A 16,634-nucleotide genomic window follows, 5' to 3' on the forward strand; every position below is an offset into this window, starting at 1 on the left:
AGGAAGCCGGTGCTTCCTTTTTTTCTTTTAATCAGATATTCAGACGCGGTAAAAATCGCGGTACCAGTCCACAAAGTTTTTAACGCCCTCTTCGACCCCGGTCTGCGGTTTGAATCCAATTGCCTTAAACAACGCTGCGGTATCCGCACTGGTTTCCAGTACATCTCCAGGCTGCATTGGCATCAGATTTTTCTTCGCAGTAATGCCGAGGGCTTTTTCAATCGCTTCGATATAGCTCATCAACGTGACAGGCTGACTGTTTCCAATATTATAAACACGATAAGGCGCTGAACTGGTTGCCGGCGATCCGGTTTCAACCGTCCAGTTGTCGTCCTGTTGTGGAATAACATCCTGCAGGCGAACAATGGCTTCAGCAATATCGTCAATATAGGTAAAGTCGCGTTTCATCTGGCCCTGGTTATAAACGTCAATCGCTTCACCGGCAATCATTGCACGGGTGAATTTGAATAACGCCATATCCGGACGGCCCCACGGGCCATAGACCGTAAAGAAGCGCAATCCTGTGGTCGGCAGCTGATAGAGATGCGAGTAAGTGTGTGACATTAACTCGTTGGCTTTTTTGGTCGCGGCATATAAAGAAACCGGATGATCAACGCTATCTTCGGTTGAGAACGGCATCTTGCGATTCAGACCATAGACTGAACTGGATGAGGCGTAGAGCAGATGTTCAATTTTATGATGACGGCAACCTTCAAGGATATTGAGGTGACCAGTCAGATTGGAGTCTGCGTAGGCATGAGGATTTTCAATGGAATACCGGACACCAGCCTGAGCGCCAAGATGGATAACGCGCTGGAATTTTTGCTGATCGAACAGTGACGCCATTGCGTCACGGTCCGCCAGATCCATCTCAATAAAAGTAAAGCCAGGATCGGCCTTAATTAAATTGAGGCGGGCATGCTTGAGATTTACGTCGTAATAATCATTCAGGTTGTCGATACCGACAACCTGGTGACCGGCGGCCAGCAGACGCTGGCTGACATGAAAACCAATAAAACCTGCGGCGCCGGTGACCAGAAAGTTCATAAATCCCTCGTTAATTATGCAGTTTGAATAGACGCTCCGCGGCCGATTGCATAATAAACGAAACCGCGTTTGCTGATACGCTCTGGATCATACAGGTTACGACCATCAAAAATCACGGCTTCTTTCAGTGCATTTTTGATGATGTCGAAGTCAGGCGCACGGAAGTTTTGCCACTCCGTACAGATGACCAGGCCGTCAGCGCCCTGCAATGCTGCTTCTTTGGTACCCATCAGCTTAAGATCGCTGCGGTGACCGTAGATGCGCTGTGCTTCATCCATCGCTTCCGGGTCAAACGCCTGGACAGATGCGCCCGCTTCCCACAGCGTTTCCATCAGCACACGGCTGGAGGCTTCACGCATGTCGTCAGTATTCGGCTTAAATGACAGGCCCCAGAGTGCAAACGTTTTACCTTTCAGATCGTCACCAAAATGACGCTTGATAAAAGTAGGCAGCTTGTTTTTCTGGTTGTCATTCACATCTTCCACGGCCTGCAACAGGCGTGGCTGATAGCCAATTGACTCAGCAGTACGGATCAACGCCTGCACATCTTTCGGGAAGCAGGAGCCGCCGTAGCCACAGCCAGGATAGATAAAGTGGTAGCCAATGCGGGGATCAGAACCGATGCCCTGGCGTACTTTTTCAATATCCGCGCCTAAACGTTCAGCCAGGTTAGACATCTCATTCATAAAGCTGATTTTGGTGGCCAGCATGCAGTTTGCTGCATACTTGGTCAGCTCTGCGCTGCGGATATCCATCATGATCATACGATCGTGGTTACGGTTAAACGGCTCATAGAGCTCGCGTAACAGTTCTACCACGTCGTCGTTGTCAGTACCGACAACGATACGTTCCGGACGCATACAGTCATTGACTGCAGCACCTTCTTTGAGGAATTCCGGGTTAGATACCACATCAAAGGTGATGTTGGCGTCACGCGCTTTCAGCGCTTCCGTCATTACTGCACGAACTTTGTCTGCTGTGCCAACCGGAACGGTTGATTTGTCGATAACCACTTTGTGATCGTTCATATGCTGCGCAATGGTGCGCGCTACGGCGGTCACATATTTCAGATCGGCAGAGCCGTCTTCATCTGGTGGAGTACCCACTGCAATAAACTGCATAACACCATGGTTTACGCCCATCTCAGCATCAGTGCTGAACTTCAGACGACCCGCTTCGTAATTGGACATTACCAGCGGCGTTAAACCTGGTTCGAAAATAGGAATGATGCCTTTTTTCAGATTTTCGACTTTGTTTTCGTCGACATCAATGCAGAGAACGTCATGTCCGACTTCGGCTAACACCGCAGCCTGAACCAGACCGACATAGCCGATACCAAATACAGTGACTTTCATCGAGTTATCCTGTGTTTATGAATTACTTTTTGTTGCCAACTGCGCCATCGAGCCATTCAGAAAAATCTTTGCCCAATACCGGATGACGAACACCGTACTCAACGAAAGCCTGCATGTAGCCCAGTTTGTTACCACAGTCATGGCTGACGCCTTTCAGGTGATATGCTTCAACTGTCTCTTTTTCCATCAGCATCGCAATGGAGTCAGTCAGCTGAACTTCGCCGCCTGCACCTGGAGGCGTTTTAGCCAGCAGTGGCCAGATCTCTGAAGAGAGAACATAACGACCTACTACGGCCAGGTTTGATGGGGATTCTGACGCTTTAGGCTTCTCAACCACACCGACCATTGGTGCGCTGTCGCCTGGGTTCAGTTCTGCGCCCTGGCAATCGACAACACCGTAGGCCGTCACATCGGCAACCGGCTCAACCATGATCTGGCTGCGGCCAGACTCTTCATAACGGCTCAGCATCTCTGCCAGGTTATCTTTGGTTGGGTTAGATTCATATTCGTCGATGATGACGTCTGGCAGGATAACCGCAAACGGCTCATCACCGATCAGTGGGTGTGCACACATGACAGCGTGACCCAGACCTTTAGCGATACCCTGACGAACCTGCATGATGGTGACGTGTGGCGGGCAGATTGACTGGATTTCATCCAGCAGCTGACGCTTAACGCGTTTTTCCAGCATTGATTCCAGTTCGAAGCTGGTATCAAAGTGGTTTTCGATGGCATTTTTTGATGAATGCGTTACCAGCACAATTTCGTTGATGCCAGCAGCGATACACTCGTTAACGACATACTGGATTAACGGCTTATCAACCAGCGGTAACATTTCTTTAGGAATCGCTTTGGTAGCCGGGAGCATACGCGTACCCAAACCCGCTACCGGGATTACCGCTTTTTTTACTTTGGTATTATTGGCAGACATTAAGATACCTCTCTTATAGGCCGTTCAAGTTAATACTTGATATGTCGGTTTAAAATCGGAAATGAGTATATCAGTTAGTATCGAACGGATTTATCCTGGAAGGCATCAAACCGTCGAAATTAAGACTATTACCCAACTGTAAAGCTAAACTCTGGCCCTGTCCTCAGCGCCAGAATTCCTGTGTTTTTACGGCTTATTCTTCCGTCGATAACATCAGCCGGATACGCCCGCCCGCGCCCCAGACGTGGCATTGCCAGTTTTCTGCGCGCTGACTGATCTGGTTAAGATGGGTGCTGCCCATAGTGCCAAGTGGGACACCATTGCTGAGCTGAATCTGATGGGCATGAACATGGAGTGTGGCGTTCAATCCGGCCGAAACCAGGATTAAGTTCTTTAATCCGCGATGATAGTACCCAACCAGTAACGGGAACTGGCCGCTGAGGTTCGCCTGGCGCAGTAACAGATTGACCTGTCTGAGCAGCCCATTAAGCTCCGGCAGACGCTGTTTTTGCCCGGTCAGTTGCTCCTGCAGCAGACCATTGAACAGCGCCCGTAGCAGCAATGCTGCCAGCACGCCATTGTCACCGGCACGCGTCACGTCCAGGCAGTAGAACGCCAGATCTTTATCGGAGAGCGCCGCGATATCAAGCACCAGCCCAGGCTGCTCGGCCATCGTCAGCTGACGATAGTTAACCCGGCAGTTGGCAATAGTCTGTTGCACCGGAGGCTGGAGCTGCTTGAGCAGCTTAGCAGCCGCTTTAGGATCACGAACCAGCGCATCCCAGTCCTGGAACAGTTGTTCATCCTCTTCCACTTTCGAAGTGAACATAGAGGGATAAAGACACTCATAGACCGCTTCACGGAAGCGCTCGAAGTTTTTCAGTGGCTTAAGCAACACATCCTGCACCCCGAGACGCAATACATGCGCGATATCAGACATGTTCTCGGTGGCGGAGATGATTAAAATCGGCACGACGTTGCCGCGGGTACGAATGTGTTCAACGAACTGGATGCCGCTCATACGGGGCATTTCCAGATCGCAGATAATCAGGTCGACAGTATGCTGTTGTAATTGTGCAATTGCTTCCAGACCATCTTCCGCTTGTAACGTCACAGCACCCATCGATAACAAAAATTGGTCCAGCAACGAACGGAAAACAGCCTCATCTTCGACAATGAGTATCTTTTTGCCGAGTAGTGGTTTTTCCATTCTTTCCCCCTGCGTACCAGATATTTCAATAGTGGTTCATAAAACGCAGTTGCGCCTTTAAGAATTGGCCGAAGTCACCGCTTTGAATGAACAACCTGATTATCTGCCACGGACCAGTGGTAATAGTTCATCCATTTTCTTCTCTACGGCGGCCTTGCCGGCTTCAATGGCTTCTTCAGCACGGTGAAAGTCCAGCGTCGAAATTTGCGGACAGACCGGCTGAATCAAAACATCGGGCGGATCACCTGCCATGCGATTCCGCTTCAGGCGATTTTCCAGTACCTGGATAGAGGTGGACATTATCTCCATCGCACCGGGTGACTGAGACGCACGGCGCTGGCTGAAATTCACCAGGCGCTGTCGCAGTTTCCCACCCCAGCTCAATGCCGCTGCGGCGGCTTCTTCTTCGCTATTCTGAGGTGTAACGGAAAAGAGATCCTGCTGCATTAAATGCGCGTCATGCTGTAAATCAACGGCGATAACAATGTCTGCCCCCAGGGCGCGGGTAAGTGAAATCGGCACCGGGTTGACTACGGCACCATCCACCAGCCAATACCCATTGTAGCCCACCGGCGGTAATAAACCTGGCATACTGCAGGATGCACGTACTGCCTGATGCAGATCGCCCTCGGTCAGCCAGAGTTCACGGCCAGTACTGAGGTTGGTCGCCACTACACCAAAGGGCTTATTACAGTGCTCTATCGCCTCATTCGGGATCAACTGACGAACATGGTTAAACACCCGCTCACCGCGTAATAGTCCGCCACGCTGCCAGGAGACATCCATCAGGCGAATCACATCCCAGTAGCGAAATGCACTGACCCATTTTTCCATCAGCGGCAGGCGGTTATTCACATAAGCAGATCCAACTAATGCCCCGACAGAGCAGCCCGCAACAACGTCGATCTCAATACCTGCACGCTCCAGCGCGTTGATTACGCCGATATGCGCCCATCCTTTGGCCGCTCCAGATCCCAGAGCCAATCCAATTTTTACCTTTCTCATTTGTATCTGGTCCTGCCGTCAATACATAGCATCACAACGTGGGGTCAGCTAACATAGCGTGCTTGTAAAATCGACCCATCATTCCCGGGAGATAATGTGTCAGAAACCTGCCCATGTTGTAGCGGAGTGCAGTATAGCGTATGTTGCGAGCCCTTTCTTCAGGGTAACCAGATTCCTGTTACAGCTGAACAACTTATGCGATCCCGGTATTGCGCTTATGTTCAGCATAATGCGGACTATCTGGTTGCGACCTGGCATCCTGAGAAGCGTCATCCGGGCCTGTCAGGGCTTTTATCTGAAAGTTTTCCGGGAACCGTCTGGCTTAGCCTGAATGTAACCCGTTGTAATCATGGAAGCCATGAGAACGAAGCTTTCGTTACCTTTTTTGCGCGATACCGCGAGAAAAGCAACATTCAGGCCATTCATGAGTGTTCACGCTTTCTTCGCGAGGATCAACGCTGGTACTATGTTGACGGTACAGCACCGCCCGTAGTGCGTAACGATCGCTGCCCGTGCGGTAGTGACAAAAAATACAAAAAATGTTGTGGTTAAGCTGACGGCTACCCCAGCGGTTTTACCCTTAATGCTTTGACAGGACTCTGATTGAGATGCAAGCGCAAACCATGCAAAGAAAAGTTTTACGAACCATTTGTCCCGATGCAAAAGGTCTGATCGCCAAAATCACCAATATTTGTTACAAGCACGAACTTAATATCGTGCAGAACAATGAGTTTGTTGATCACCGCACCGGGCGTTTTTTCATGCGTACCGAGCTGGAAGGGATTTTCAACGACAATACCCTGCTCGCCGACCTCGACAGCGCCCTCCCCCAGGGGTCAGTACGGGAACTGCACAGCGCTGGTCGTCGTCGCGTGGTGATTCTGGTCACTAAAGAGGCGCATTGCCTGGGCGATCTGTTAATGAAGAGCGCGTTTGGCGGCCTGGATATGGAAATTGCAGCGGTCGTGGGTAACCATGACACCCTCCGTTCGCTGGTTGAGCGTTTCGACATTCCTTTTGTGCTGGTGAGTCACGAGGGTCTGACGCGGGAAGAACACGATAACCGCATGGTCGAAGAAATTGACCGCTATCAGCCCGATTACGTGGTGCTGGCGAAATATATGCGCGTCCTGACGCCCGCCTTTGTGCAGCGTTATCCGAACCAGATTATCAATATTCACCACTCCTTCCTGCCCGCCTTTATCGGTGCCCGCCCCTATCATCAGGCTTATGAACGTGGCGTGAAGATCATCGGTGCTACCGCGCACTATGTGAATGACAATCTCGATGAAGGCCCCATCATCATGCAGGATGTGATTAACGTTGATCACAGCTACACCGCCGATGAGATGATGCGCGCCGGTCGCGACGTAGAAAAGAATGTCCTGAGCAACGCACTGTACAAAGTGCTGGGTCAGCGCGTGTTCGTTTACGGCAACCGCACGATTATTCTTTAATCAGCCAGTGCGCTGAATTGCTTGCCGATTCAGCGCTACGCGTAAAAAGTGGGCAAACAGATGCGGTTTTGCCAGTGGGCGCTTTACACCTTTATCGCATTTGGTATGATGCGCCCCGCTTTAAGAGAGAAAGATTCAGGCCATGGTGGGATTCCCGAGCGGCCAAAGGGAGCAGACTGTAAATCTGCCGTCACAGACTTCGAAGGTTCGAATCCTTCTCCCACCACCATCTGAATCTGAATCATCTTAAGCCACATCACTATCCCAGGTGGGATTCCCGAGCGGCCAAAGGGAGCAGACTGTAAATCTGCCGTCACAGACTTCGAAGGTTCGAATCCTTCTCCCACCACCATTTCGTATGCTGCACTCCATCCCAGACCAATACCTAAGCTTCCTGTTCTGCGGGGAGAGGGATGAGAACCTTCGATCAAGGTTCGGGTCGAGCATCGCGAGACAACGCGCTTCAGCGCGGCCCGCAGGGTGAGGCGCATCGCGCCGAATAATCCTTCTCCCACCACCATTTCGTATGTCGCACTCAATCCCCAAAATAATACCTAAGCTTCCTGTTCTGCGGGGAGAGGGATGAGAACCTTCGATCAAGGTTCGGGTCGAGCATCGCGAGACAACGCGCTTCAGCGCGGCCCGCAGGGTGAGGCGCAACGCGCCGAATAATCCTTCTCCCACCACCATCTCGTATGTTGCACTCCATCCCAGACCAATACCTAAGCTTCCTGTTCTGCGGGGAGAGGTATGAGAACCTTCGATCAAGGTTCGGGTCGAGCATCGCGAGACAACGCGCTTCAGCGCGGCCCGCAGGGTGAGGCGCATCGCGCCGAATAATCCTTCTCCCACCACCATTTCGTATGTCGCACTCAATCCCCAAAATAATACCTAAGCTTCCTGTTCGCCCCTACGTTCCTGCCCTCTTTCGCACAATCTCAACCTGTTCCGCCATGACTTTTTCAGCAAAAATCGCTACCATCTCCGCCTGACATTTCTGAACAATGGTCGATCTCATGAAATTTATTTCATTTAACATCAATGGGTTGCGTGCCCGCCCGCATCAGCTTCAGGCACTTGTCGAACAACATCAGCCCGATGTTATCGGTCTGCAGGAAACCAAGGTCCATGACGACATGTTCCCGCTGGAAGAGGTGTCAAAGCTCGGCTATCACGTCTTCTATCATGGACAGAAAGGTCACTACGGCGTTGCCCTGTTAACCAAAGCTGAGCCTGTGTCAGTGAGCCGGGGTTTCCCGGGTGATGACGAAGAATCCCAGCGCCGCCTGATCATCGCGGAACTTCCCAGCCCGATTGGCGATATCACGGTAATTAACGGCTATTTTCCGCAGGGCGAAAGCCGCGACCATCCCACCAAGTTTCCGGCTAAAGAGAAATTCTATCGCGATCTGCAACGTCTGCTGACCGAGGATCTGCCTGCTGATAAACCGGTTCTGATTATGGGCGACATGAATATCAGCAGCACCGATCGGGATATTGGTATTGGTGAGGAGAGCCGCAAGCGCTGGCTGCGCACCGGCAAATGCTCCTTCCTGCCGGAAGAGCGCGAGTGGATGGAACGCCTGCTGGGCTGGGGTCTGGTTGATACCTGGCGTGAGCACAATCCGGAGGTGGCGGATCGCTTTTCCTGGTTCGATTACCGTTCGAAAGGGTTTGATGATAATCGCGGGTTACGCATCGATCTGGTGCTGGCGAGCAAAACCCTGGCGTCGCACTGCGTTGAGACCGGCATTGATTATGAGATCCGGGGCATGGAAAAACCGTCTGACCACGCGCCCATCTGGTCAACCTTCCGCTTTTAACTGACGGTCGCGTGGCAGAGCGCCACGCGACGGCTATTTTACTATTTTCCAGATCAGGTTATTGGTGCCGATGGAGTGTTCATCACGGGCACATTGCAGCAACACCCCCTCTGATTTTACCACCGCGCCTTCCGTGTAGTTACGGTTCTCAAAAATACAGCAGCGGAGACAGTCTGGCTGACGTCTCTCTGCCTGTGTCCATGCTTCGGGTGGCATATCCACCACGACATCGGTGTTGCCACCGTTGCTGCCCTGCTGTGGCATCGACTGATAACGACTGTTGGCCTGCGCCACGCTGGTCGCCAGCGACAGGGCCACGACCAGTAATACTGAATAACGCCTCATTCCGTCTCCTTCACTTTACGCCTGCTTTTGCGCACCGGACGTTTCTGTCCGGTGGACGGTAATCCCCGAAATGCATGTGCCGCAGGCTGCTGTCGCGCCTGTTGAATCAGACCGGTTAAGGTCTGCACCAGCGGCTGCATGAACTCATCATAGCGGCAGGCCTTTTCGCTGATACGCGTCAGTGTCGATTCCCACTGCGCCGTCATATCCGGGCGTGCTGCCAGATCGGGCAGGGAGTGAATCAGGGCGCGACCGGCATCCGTAGAATTGATATAGCGGCCCTTCTTCACCAGGAAGCCACGACGAAACAGTAATTCGATAATGCCGGCGCGTGTGGCTTCCGTTCCTAAACCATCGGTCGCACGCAGTACTTTCTTTAATTCTTTATCCTGAACGAAACGGGCAATGCCGGTCATCGCAGAAAGAATAGTGGCATCGGTAAACGGGCGAGGCGGCTGGGTTTGCTTCGCCAGCACCTCTCCACGCTCACACAGCAGCTCATCCCCTTTCGCCACCACCGGCAACGGCATGCCGTCGTTCTCTTCATCCCGCTCTTTGTTGCCCAGCAGCGCGCGCCAGCCTGCCTCGGCCAGGAAGCGCGCTTTCGCCACGAATTTCCCGCCGGCAATATCGAGATCGATGACACATTTACGGAATACCGCATCCGGGCAGAATTGCATCAGATACTGGCGCGCCACCAGTTCATAGATATGCTGCTCGTTTTCACTGAGCTTCACCGCGCTGGAGCGGGCCGTTGGAATAATGGCATGGTGAGCATCCACTTTTTTATCATCCCAGCAGCGATTTCTGCGATCGGCATCGAAATCTGCCGGTGGGGTCAGTTGTGACTGATGCGCCTGTATCGCCTTTAACACCGCATGACGACCGGCAAAATGCTCTTCAGGCAGATAGCGGCTGTCCGAACGGGGATAGGTGATCAGTTTATGGGTTTCATAAAGCCGCTGGCAGGTGTCCAGCACCGTCTGCGCACTCAGCCCGTAACGTTTAGCGGCCTCGATCTGCAGGCTGGATAAGGAAAAGGGCAGCGGCGCCACCTCATTTTCGCGCTTATCGCTGTAAGCGGTGACGATCGCTGGGTGGCCCGTAATACGCGCCACCACATGCTCGGCCAGCGCGCGTTTGAGCAGGCGGCCCTCTTCATCCTGCCACGGCTCACAGGCTTCGCTGGGGATCCAACTGGCGATAAATCGGGCGCCGTCAGGGGTGAGGATGTGCGCTTTCACTTCGAAGTAATCTTTCGGTACGAAGTTTTCGATCTCTTCATCGCGCCGGACCACCAGCCCAAGCACCGGCGTCTGCACCCGCCCCACCGACAGTACGCCATCATAGCCTGCATTGCGTCCCAGCAGCGTCCAGGCACGGGTCATATTAATGCCGTAGAGCCAGTCCGCCCGGGCGCGGGCCAACGCCGAGACGCACAACGGGATAAACTCGCGATTTTCACGCAGGCGGTTCACTGCCCGGTCCACCGCCTGAGGATTGAGATCGTTAATCAGACAGCGCTGCACCTTGCTGCGTTTTTCAGCCGGCAGGTTCAGGTAGTCGAGTACCTCATCCACCAGCAACTGCCCTTCCCGATCCGGGTCACCGGCATGCACCACTTCATTCGCCTGCGCCAGCAAGCCCTCAACCACTTTCAGTTGCTTAGCGACCGAGGGACGCGGTTTTAGCTGCCACTTCTCCGGAATGATCGGTAAATCCGCCAGCGACCAGCGCGCATAACGGCTGTCATAACTGTCGGGTTGCGCCTGCTCAAGAAGATGGCCTACGCACCAGGTGACGATCTGATCGTTGCCGCAGGCTATGAATCCTTCACCGCGTCGATGCGGTTTCGGCAGCACATCTGCGATAGCACGCCCCAGGCTCGGTTTTTCCGCAATAAACAAACGCATTGAATCAGGTAATCCTTAACATCAGGGGAACGCAGTGATAACCAGTTGTCCGCTGTCGGTTTGAATCCTGGGGCTATGTTAGCCTGGCAGGCCCGCTGGCGTAAGTGTGATGCGCGGTGTTAGCGATCGTTCGCACAGGAACCGTGCAAAAGGCAGGGCTGAAAAGCACCCTGCCGGAACCGGACAGGCAGATCAGAAGTAACGCACGAACGGTGCCGTGTCAGGTGGGAGCACCGTAGTGCTGGATTTCAGTTGCGGGGTGCCCAGATAGAGAAAGCCGACGATGGCATCCTGTTCGCGGCAGCCAAACCCCTGGCGTACCTGCTCGTCATCGGTCCAGGGACCACTGCGCCAGATACCGTTGTAACCCTGAGCGACGGCCGCCATCTGCATGGCCATCACTGCACAGCTGGCCGAGGCGATCTGCTCCCAGCGCGGCACTTTATGGTGCTCTTCACAATGTGCCACCACCGTAATGATCATCGGTGCCCGAAACGGTGACTGACTCGCTTTGTTAATCGCCTTTTCATCCAGCTGTTTATCGCGTGCTGCCTGCTCCAGCAGCTGACTCAGCCGATCACGCCCCTCATTCTCCACAATGATAAAGCGCCAGGGTTGCAGCGTGCCGTGATCCGGGGCGCGCATGCCAGCCCGCAGGATATTTTCCAGTGCCTCACCCGCCGGTGCCGGCTCAGTCAGGCGTGAAGCCGAACGTCGGTTGACCAGTAACTCCAGTGCGTCCATCTTTCTCTCCCGATCTCTGTAATGTTGCAGTTATCCTGGCACAGGCAGATTTTTTGTAACAGTGCGCAGTGATTTCCTGCTGACTTTTAACACGCCGCTCTTTAGGATGAGCTCGTCGGGGAAGTCTGGTCCGCGCGGCGGCCACTTCCTGCTACATATTTATGGAGAGTCTGATGCGCACATTGTGGCGAATAATTGCAGGTCTGTTCCGCTGGAGCTGGCGGGTACTGAATTTTATCAGGGAATTTATTCTGAATATTTTCCTGATCTTGTTGATTGTGGTGGGTGTTGGGATCTGGCTGCAGGTCAGCGGGTCGGGCGGCAGTTCAGCGCCGATTCAGCAAGGCGCACTGAAAGTGGATCTCAGCGGTGTGCTGGTGGATAAACCGTCGGTAAGCAATCGTCTGAGCAAAATTGGCCGCCAGCTGCTGGGTGCCAGCAGTGACCGTTTACAGGAAAATTCGCTGTTTGATGTGGTCGACGCGATTCGTCAGGCAAAAGATGACAGCAACATCAAAGGTATGGTGCTCGATTTACGCGAATTTGCCGGTGGCGATCAGCCTTCACTGCAATATGTCGGTAAAGCGCTGCGCGAATTCCTCGACAGCGGCAAGCCAATTTATGCGCTGGGCGACAGCTACAGCCAGGCGCAGTATTACCTTGCCAGTTACGCCACCAAAATCTATCTGTCGCCACAGGGCACTGTAGATCTGCATGGTTTCGCCACCAACGGACTCTATTACAAAACCCTGCTGGAGAAGCTGAAAGTCACCTCACACGTCTTCCGTGTCGGGACCTACAAATCAGCGGTTGAGCCGTTCCTGCGTGACGACATGTCCCCTGCCGCACGGGATGCTGACAGCCGCTGGGTCGGTCAGCTGTGGCAGAACTACCTGAACACCGTGGCAGCGAATCGCCAGATTACGCCGGAGCAACTCTTCCCCGGTGCAGCTGCGATTATTGCCGGATTAAACGCCGTGAAAGGCGATACCGCGCAATATGCGCTGGATAACAAGCTGGTCGATGCCCTGGGTTCACGAGCGGCAGCCGATCAGGAGCTGGTGAAAACTTTTGGTCTGGATAAGCAGAGCAACGATTACCGTAGCGTCAGCATCTATGACTACAGCGTGAAAACCACCGCCACACAGCAGGATGGTAACATCGCGGTAGTCATGGCCAGCGGTGCCATCATGGATGGTGAAGAGACGCCAGGCAACGTCGGTGGCGACACGACGGCAGCTCAGATCCGCGATGCGCGTCTCGATCCGAAAATCAAAGCGATTATTCTGCGGGTGAACAGCCCGGGTGGCAGTGTCACCGCCTCGGAAGCGATTCGTGAAGAGCTGGCGGCAGCGCAGGCGGCCGGTAAGCCGATTGTGGTCTCGATGGGAGGCATGGCGGCTTCCGGCGGTTACTGGATCTCAACGCCTGCCAGCTACATTGTGGCGAACCCCAGCACGCTGACCGGCTCGATTGGTATCTTCGGCGTGATCAATACGCTGGAGAACAGTCTGGACAGTATCGGCGTGCACACTGATGGTGTCGCGACTTCCCCGCTGGCAGATATCTCAACCACCAAAGCGCTGCCAACGGAAGTGCAGCAGCTGATGCAGCTGACCATCGAAAATGGCTATCGCAACTTTGTCGGTCTGGTAGCGAAGTCGCGTCACAAAACGCCAGAGCAGATTGACGCCATTGCACAGGGCCACGTCTGGACCGGCAGCGATGCGAAAGCCAATGGTCTGGTTGATGCGCTGGGTGACTTCGATGATGCCGTGAAGAAGGCGGGCGAGCTGGCGAAAGTCAGCAAGCCGCAGCTGAGCTGGTATCAGGATGACCCGAGCTTCCTGGATATGATGCTGAGTCAGATGAACGCGTCGGTGCAGGCTGTCCTGCCTGATACGCTGAAAGCCTGGCTGCCAGCACCGATGCTGGATGTGATGAGTGCCATGAAAGCCCAGCCTGGTCTGTTCGACAAGCAGAACGATCCTCAGAACCGTTATGCATTCTGCCTGAACTGCGGCGAAGTGCGATAAACCTCGCAGCCCGGCCGCTGGTCGGGCTGCTTTTCCCCGCTATTCCCCTTATACTGCGCGTTTTATGGCGAGTCTGAGTTCTCTAATGCAAAAGAAAAACATCTACGTAGCCTACACGGGCGGGACGATCGGTATGCAGCGTTCGGCGCAGGGTTATATTCCCGTCTCCGGACACCTGCAGCAACAGCTGGCTAACATGCCGGAGTTCCATCGCCCTGAGATGCCTGATTTCACTATTCATGAGTATCAGCCGCTGATCGACTCTTCCGACATGACCCCGCAGGACTGGCAGTCTATCGCAGAAGATATCCGTCAGAACTACGATCGCTATGATGGTTTTGTGATTCTGCATGGCACCGACACCATGGCATTTACCGCCTCAGCACTCTCCTTTATGCTGGAAAATCTGGCCAAGCCGGTCATCGTCACGGGCTCGCAGATTCCGTTAGCGGAATTACGTTCAGATGGTCAGCAGAATCTCTTAAATTCGCTCTATGTGGCGGCCAACTATCCAATCAGCGAAGTGTCGCTGTTTTTCAATAACACGCTTTATCGCGGTAACCGGACCACCAAGGCACATGCCGACGGCTTCAACGCCTTTGCTTCGCCCAACCTTTCTGCCCTGCTGGAAGCGGGCATTCATATTCGTCGCCTCAATACTCCGCCTGCCCCAGCCGGTCAGGGCGAACTGAAGGTTCACACCATTACGCCTCAGCCCATTGGTGTGGTCACCATCTATCCCGGAATTTCAGCAGACGTGGTGCGTAACTTTCTGCGTCAGCCAGTCAAGGCACTGATTCTGCGCTCCTATGGTGTGGGTAATGCACCGCAGGACAAAGAATTTCTGGCAGAATTGCAGCAGGCCAGCGAGCGTGGCATCGTGGTGGTAAATCTCACCCAGTGTATTTCAGGCAAGGTTAATATGGGCGGATACGCTACCGGCAATGCGCTGGAACATGCTGGTGTGATCAGCGGATTTGACCTGACGGTGGAAGCGGCGCTGACAAAGCTACACTTTTTACTCAGTCAGGAGCTTTCGGCCGATCAAATCCGAGCCAGAATGCAGCAGAATTTGCGTGGCGAACTGACTGAAGACTGAAACGGAGCGATATGTAATGAAGCGGGCACTCATCATTATTGATATTCAGAACGATTTTTGCCCCGGCGGCCCGATGGCAGTCCATGAGGGCGACCATACGGTCGAAGTGGCAAATCGTTATGCGCGACTGTTCCGTGAAAACGGTGAATGCGTACTGGCGCTGCAGGACTGGCATCCGGCTGACCACGGCAGTTTTGCCTCGGTTTCCGGCGAGCCGGTCTACACGCTGGGCGAGTTAAATGGCCTGGCACAGATCTGGTGGCCTGATCATGGCATTCAGGGCTCCACTGGCGCTGACTTTCATCCCGGTCTGGATCGCTCTCTGTTCGATGCGACGTTCCATAAGGGCCAGGACCAGGATGTCGACAGCTATAGCGCCTTTTTTGACAATGGTCATCGCCGTAAGACGGAGCTGGACAGCTGGCTGCGTGAGCGTGGGATCACTCATCTGGTGATGCTGGGGCTGGCGACGGATTATTGCGTAAAATACAGCGTGCTGGATGCGCTGGAGCTCGGTTATCACGTTGAGGTGGTAAAAGAGGGCTGCCGCGGCGTCAATCTGAATCCCGAAGACAGTGAAATCGCCTTTGCTCAGATGACCGCTCAGGGCGCGATTCTGATTTAAAATGGAGCTGGCATGACGCCAGCTTTTTTTAATGCAGATGGATGCGGGTCACGTCAGGGTCAATTCCAAACTCTTCTTTAAGCTCTTTTTTCGACTTCATCACCATTTCGCCACCTTTGCCGATGGTCATGTGCTGCGGCGCGTCGTTGTGCCGCGCCTGCCACATCATGACCAGCTGCAGGCAATTATCGCGCTGCTCCTGGGTCAGTGCCACCCCATCCGGCCATTTACCAATCTCAACCGCCGTGGCAAGACGCTGATAAACTTCAGGCGTCATCGACGCGAGCATTGCTTCAAGCTGTTCCTTCATCGCCTTTACCCTTTGGTTTGTTCGCCCTGCTCGTCGGTAAAATTCAGCGAGGCGGAGTTAACACAATAGCGTTCACCGGTCGGTTGCGGGCCATCAGGGAAGACATGCCCCAGATGCGCATCACAACTGCCGCAACGGATTTCAACACGTTGCATACCGTGTGAATCATCTTCAATATAGCGAATTGCATCGTCACTGACCGGCTGATAGAAACTGGGCCAGCCACAGCCAGAGTCATACTTCGTCTCAGAGAGAAAAAGTGGCGCCTCACAAACCAGACAGTGGTAGATCCCTTCCTGCTTGTTGTGCAGCAGTGCGCCGCTGTAAGGCGGTTCCGTTCCGCGCTGCTGTGTCACATAACGCTGCATTTCTGTCAGCTCGGCGATTTTTGCGTCGGGTGCGGTGTCTTTAGCCATTTTTAGGATTCCGGGGCAGTGCCATTCTGAAAATTTCGACTATTATTCTAACAAATGATCAACATAACCGGGTCTTTTTTTGTGCTCACCCTTTCATGCCATCCATTGCAAAGCGTATTTGTGACTTCGATCACCTTTTATCCCGGGCATCCCTATATATTCGGCGATTGATTCGACGAAACGCGATATCATTGGCGGCTCGCAAGCGGTTGCGCATCGAATTATTCCTATCAGGCGAATTGATTTGTCGCAACAATTGACACGATTCCGCTTGACGCCTGGTAAGGTTTTTGTAATTTTACAGGCAACCTTTTATTC

16 protein-coding genes, 2 tRNA genes and 3 other RNA genes are annotated in these 16,634 nt (G+C 53.4%); 11 read left to right on the forward strand and 10 right to left on the reverse strand.

Annotation, left to right across the window (positions count from 1 at the left end; all coding sequences use genetic code 11):
- Positions 1–39: 39 nt before the first annotated feature.
- The 5 genes from AC0T7J_RS02645 to rssA all read right to left on the reverse strand — a co-directional run bounded on the left by AC0T7J_RS02645 (position 40) and on the right by rssA (position 5,548).
- Positions 40–1,047 carry an NAD-dependent epimerase gene (locus AC0T7J_RS02645; protein ID WP_473791979.1) on the reverse strand — a complete coding sequence of 336 codons (1,008 nt, stop codon included), beginning with the start codon at positions 1,045–1,047 and terminating at the stop codon, positions 40–42.
- Between the two features lie 14 nt (positions 1,048–1,061).
- The gene (locus AC0T7J_RS02650) at positions 1,062–2,402 is read right to left on the reverse strand and encodes a UDP-glucose dehydrogenase family protein (RefSeq protein ID WP_031593141.1); all 1,341 of its coding nucleotides are present in this window, start codon (positions 2,400–2,402) and stop codon (positions 1,062–1,064) included.
- Positions 2,403–2,424: 22 nt separating this feature from the next.
- The gene (gene galU, locus AC0T7J_RS02655) at positions 2,425–3,333 is read right to left on the reverse strand and encodes a UTP--glucose-1-phosphate uridylyltransferase GalU (protein ID WP_008925296.1); all 909 of its coding nucleotides are present in this window, start codon (positions 3,331–3,333) and stop codon (positions 2,425–2,427) included.
- A 193-nt stretch (positions 3,334–3,526) separates the two neighbouring features.
- Complete coding sequence (rssB, locus tag AC0T7J_RS02660) at positions 3,527–4,543, reverse strand: two-component system response regulator RssB (protein ID WP_419138342.1); 1,017 nt, start codon at positions 4,541–4,543, stop codon at positions 3,527–3,529.
- Between the two features lie 99 nt (positions 4,544–4,642).
- A complete protein-coding gene (gene rssA, locus AC0T7J_RS02665; protein ID WP_473791981.1) occupies positions 4,643–5,548 on the reverse strand; it encodes a patatin-like phospholipase RssA in 906 nt (301 codons plus the stop codon).
- A 96-nt stretch (positions 5,549–5,644) separates the two neighbouring features.
- Between rssA and AC0T7J_RS02670 the strand changes: the two genes are divergently transcribed.
- The 8 genes from AC0T7J_RS02670 to xthA all read left to right on the forward strand — a co-directional run bounded on the left by AC0T7J_RS02670 (position 5,645) and on the right by xthA (position 8,828).
- Complete coding sequence (locus AC0T7J_RS02670; RefSeq protein ID WP_473791983.1) at positions 5,645–6,100, forward strand: YchJ family protein; 456 nt, start codon at positions 5,645–5,647, stop codon at positions 6,098–6,100.
- 56 nt (positions 6,101–6,156) lie between these two features.
- Positions 6,157–7,005, forward strand: a complete 849-nt coding sequence (gene purU / locus AC0T7J_RS02675; protein ID WP_003852258.1) for a formyltetrahydrofolate deformylase — start codon at positions 6,157–6,159, stop codon at positions 7,003–7,005.
- Between the two features lie 144 nt (positions 7,006–7,149).
- Positions 7,150–7,234: transfer RNA gene (locus AC0T7J_RS02680), tRNA-Tyr, on the forward strand.
- A gap of 38 nt (positions 7,235–7,272) precedes the next feature.
- Positions 7,273–7,357: transfer RNA gene (locus AC0T7J_RS02685), tRNA-Tyr, on the forward strand.
- 40 nt (positions 7,358–7,397) lie between these two features.
- Positions 7,398–7,525, forward strand: a non-coding RNA gene (locus tag AC0T7J_RS02690) — RtT sRNA.
- Between the two features lie 41 nt (positions 7,526–7,566).
- Positions 7,567–7,694, forward strand: a non-coding RNA gene (locus AC0T7J_RS02695) — RtT sRNA.
- Between the two features lie 40 nt (positions 7,695–7,734).
- A non-coding RNA gene (locus tag AC0T7J_RS02700) (RtT sRNA) lies at positions 7,735–7,862 on the forward strand.
- 159 nt (positions 7,863–8,021) lie between these two features.
- The gene (xthA, locus tag AC0T7J_RS02705; protein ID WP_473791985.1) at positions 8,022–8,828 is read left to right on the forward strand and encodes an exodeoxyribonuclease III; all 807 of its coding nucleotides are present in this window, start codon (positions 8,022–8,024) and stop codon (positions 8,826–8,828) included.
- A gap of 33 nt (positions 8,829–8,861) precedes the next feature.
- Here the strand turns inward: xthA and AC0T7J_RS02710 are convergent, their stop codons facing one another.
- The 3 genes from AC0T7J_RS02710 to AC0T7J_RS02720 form a co-directional block, all read right to left on the reverse strand.
- Positions 8,862–9,173: a DUF1496 domain-containing protein gene (locus tag AC0T7J_RS02710; RefSeq protein ID WP_033757861.1), complete on the reverse strand. Its 312-nt coding sequence runs from the start codon at positions 9,171–9,173 to the stop codon at positions 8,862–8,864.
- A complete protein-coding gene (locus tag AC0T7J_RS02715) occupies positions 9,170–11,086 on the reverse strand; it encodes a DNA topoisomerase III (RefSeq protein WP_473791987.1) in 1,917 nt (638 codons plus the stop codon). Before AC0T7J_RS02715 ends, AC0T7J_RS02710 begins: the two co-directional genes overlap by 4 nt.
- A 192-nt stretch (positions 11,087–11,278) precedes the next feature.
- Positions 11,279–11,830 carry an NAD(P)H nitroreductase gene (locus AC0T7J_RS02720; RefSeq protein WP_473791988.1) on the reverse strand — a complete coding sequence of 184 codons (552 nt, stop codon included), beginning with the start codon at positions 11,828–11,830 and terminating at the stop codon, positions 11,279–11,281.
- A 173-nt stretch (positions 11,831–12,003) separates the two neighbouring features.
- On the opposite strand from AC0T7J_RS02720, the gene sppA reads away from it, so the two are divergent.
- From sppA to pncA, 3 genes are all read left to right on the forward strand, one after another.
- A complete protein-coding gene (sppA, locus tag AC0T7J_RS02725) occupies positions 12,004–13,866 on the forward strand; it encodes a signal peptide peptidase SppA (RefSeq protein ID WP_473791990.1) in 1,863 nt (620 codons plus the stop codon).
- 85 nt (positions 13,867–13,951) lie between these two features.
- Entirely contained in the window at positions 13,952–14,965 is a 1,014-nt protein-coding gene (ansA, locus tag AC0T7J_RS02730) for an asparaginase (protein ID WP_473791992.1), read from the forward strand.
- Positions 14,966–14,981: 16 nt separating this feature from the next.
- Complete coding sequence (pncA, locus tag AC0T7J_RS02735) at positions 14,982–15,590, forward strand: bifunctional nicotinamidase/pyrazinamidase (RefSeq protein ID WP_010260626.1); 609 nt, start codon at positions 14,982–14,984, stop codon at positions 15,588–15,590.
- A gap of 28 nt (positions 15,591–15,618) precedes the next feature.
- Here the strand turns inward: pncA and AC0T7J_RS02740 are convergent, their stop codons facing one another.
- Together AC0T7J_RS02740 and msrB are read right to left on the reverse strand one after the other, a co-directional pair.
- A complete protein-coding gene (locus AC0T7J_RS02740; protein WP_003852750.1) occupies positions 15,619–15,900 on the reverse strand; it encodes a YeaC family protein in 282 nt (93 codons plus the stop codon).
- Between the two features lie 5 nt (positions 15,901–15,905).
- Positions 15,906–16,316 (reverse strand): peptide-methionine (R)-S-oxide reductase MsrB, encoded by a 411-nt coding sequence (gene msrB / locus AC0T7J_RS02745; protein ID WP_179895588.1) that lies wholly within the window; start codon positions 16,314–16,316, stop codon positions 15,906–15,908.
- Between the last annotated feature and the right edge of the window lie 318 nt (positions 16,317–16,634).

The organism is Pantoea sp. E956-1, from assembly GCF_982223955.1.

What these genes read in the sequence shown, in the direction of transcription:
- AC0T7J_RS02710 (WP_033757861.1), bottom strand. Translation starts at nt 9,173, where the DNA reads ATGAGGCGTTATTCAGTATTACTGGTCGTGGCCCTGTCGCTGGCGACC.
- rssB (WP_419138342.1), bottom strand. Translation starts at nt 4,543, where the DNA reads ATGGAAAAACCACTACTCGGCAAAAAGATACTCATTGTCGAAGATGAG.
- rssA (WP_473791981.1), bottom strand. Translation starts at nt 5,548, where the DNA reads ATGAGAAAGGTAAAAATTGGATTGGCTCTGGGATCTGGAGCGGCCAAA.
- AC0T7J_RS02645 (WP_473791979.1), bottom strand. Translation starts at nt 1,047, where the DNA reads ATGAACTTTCTGGTCACCGGCGCCGCAGGTTTTATTGGTTTTCATGTC.
- AC0T7J_RS02650 (WP_031593141.1), bottom strand. Translation starts at nt 2,402, where the DNA reads ATGAAAGTCACTGTATTTGGTATCGGCTATGTCGGTCTGGTTCAGGCT.
- galU (WP_008925296.1), bottom strand. Translation starts at nt 3,333, where the DNA reads ATGTCTGCCAATAATACCAAAGTAAAAAAAGCGGTAATCCCGGTAGCG.
- AC0T7J_RS02740 (WP_003852750.1), bottom strand. Translation starts at nt 15,900, where the DNA reads ATGAAGGAACAGCTTGAAGCAATGCTCGCGTCGATGACGCCTGAAGTT.
- pncA (WP_010260626.1), top strand. Translation starts at nt 14,982, where the DNA reads ATGAAGCGGGCACTCATCATTATTGATATTCAGAACGATTTTTGCCCC.
- sppA (WP_473791990.1), top strand. Translation starts at nt 12,004, where the DNA reads ATGCGCACATTGTGGCGAATAATTGCAGGTCTGTTCCGCTGGAGCTGG.
- xthA (WP_473791985.1), top strand. Translation starts at nt 8,022, where the DNA reads ATGAAATTTATTTCATTTAACATCAATGGGTTGCGTGCCCGCCCGCAT.
- msrB (WP_179895588.1), bottom strand. Translation starts at nt 16,316, where the DNA reads ATGGCTAAAGACACCGCACCCGACGCAAAAATCGCCGAGCTGACAGAA.
- AC0T7J_RS02715 (WP_473791987.1), bottom strand. Translation starts at nt 11,086, where the DNA reads ATGCGTTTGTTTATTGCGGAAAAACCGAGCCTGGGGCGTGCTATCGCA.
- ansA (WP_473791992.1), top strand. Translation starts at nt 13,952, where the DNA reads ATGCAAAAGAAAAACATCTACGTAGCCTACACGGGCGGGACGATCGGT.
- purU (WP_003852258.1), top strand. Translation starts at nt 6,157, where the DNA reads ATGCAAGCGCAAACCATGCAAAGAAAAGTTTTACGAACCATTTGTCCC.
- AC0T7J_RS02720 (WP_473791988.1), bottom strand. Translation starts at nt 11,830, where the DNA reads ATGGACGCACTGGAGTTACTGGTCAACCGACGTTCGGCTTCACGCCTG.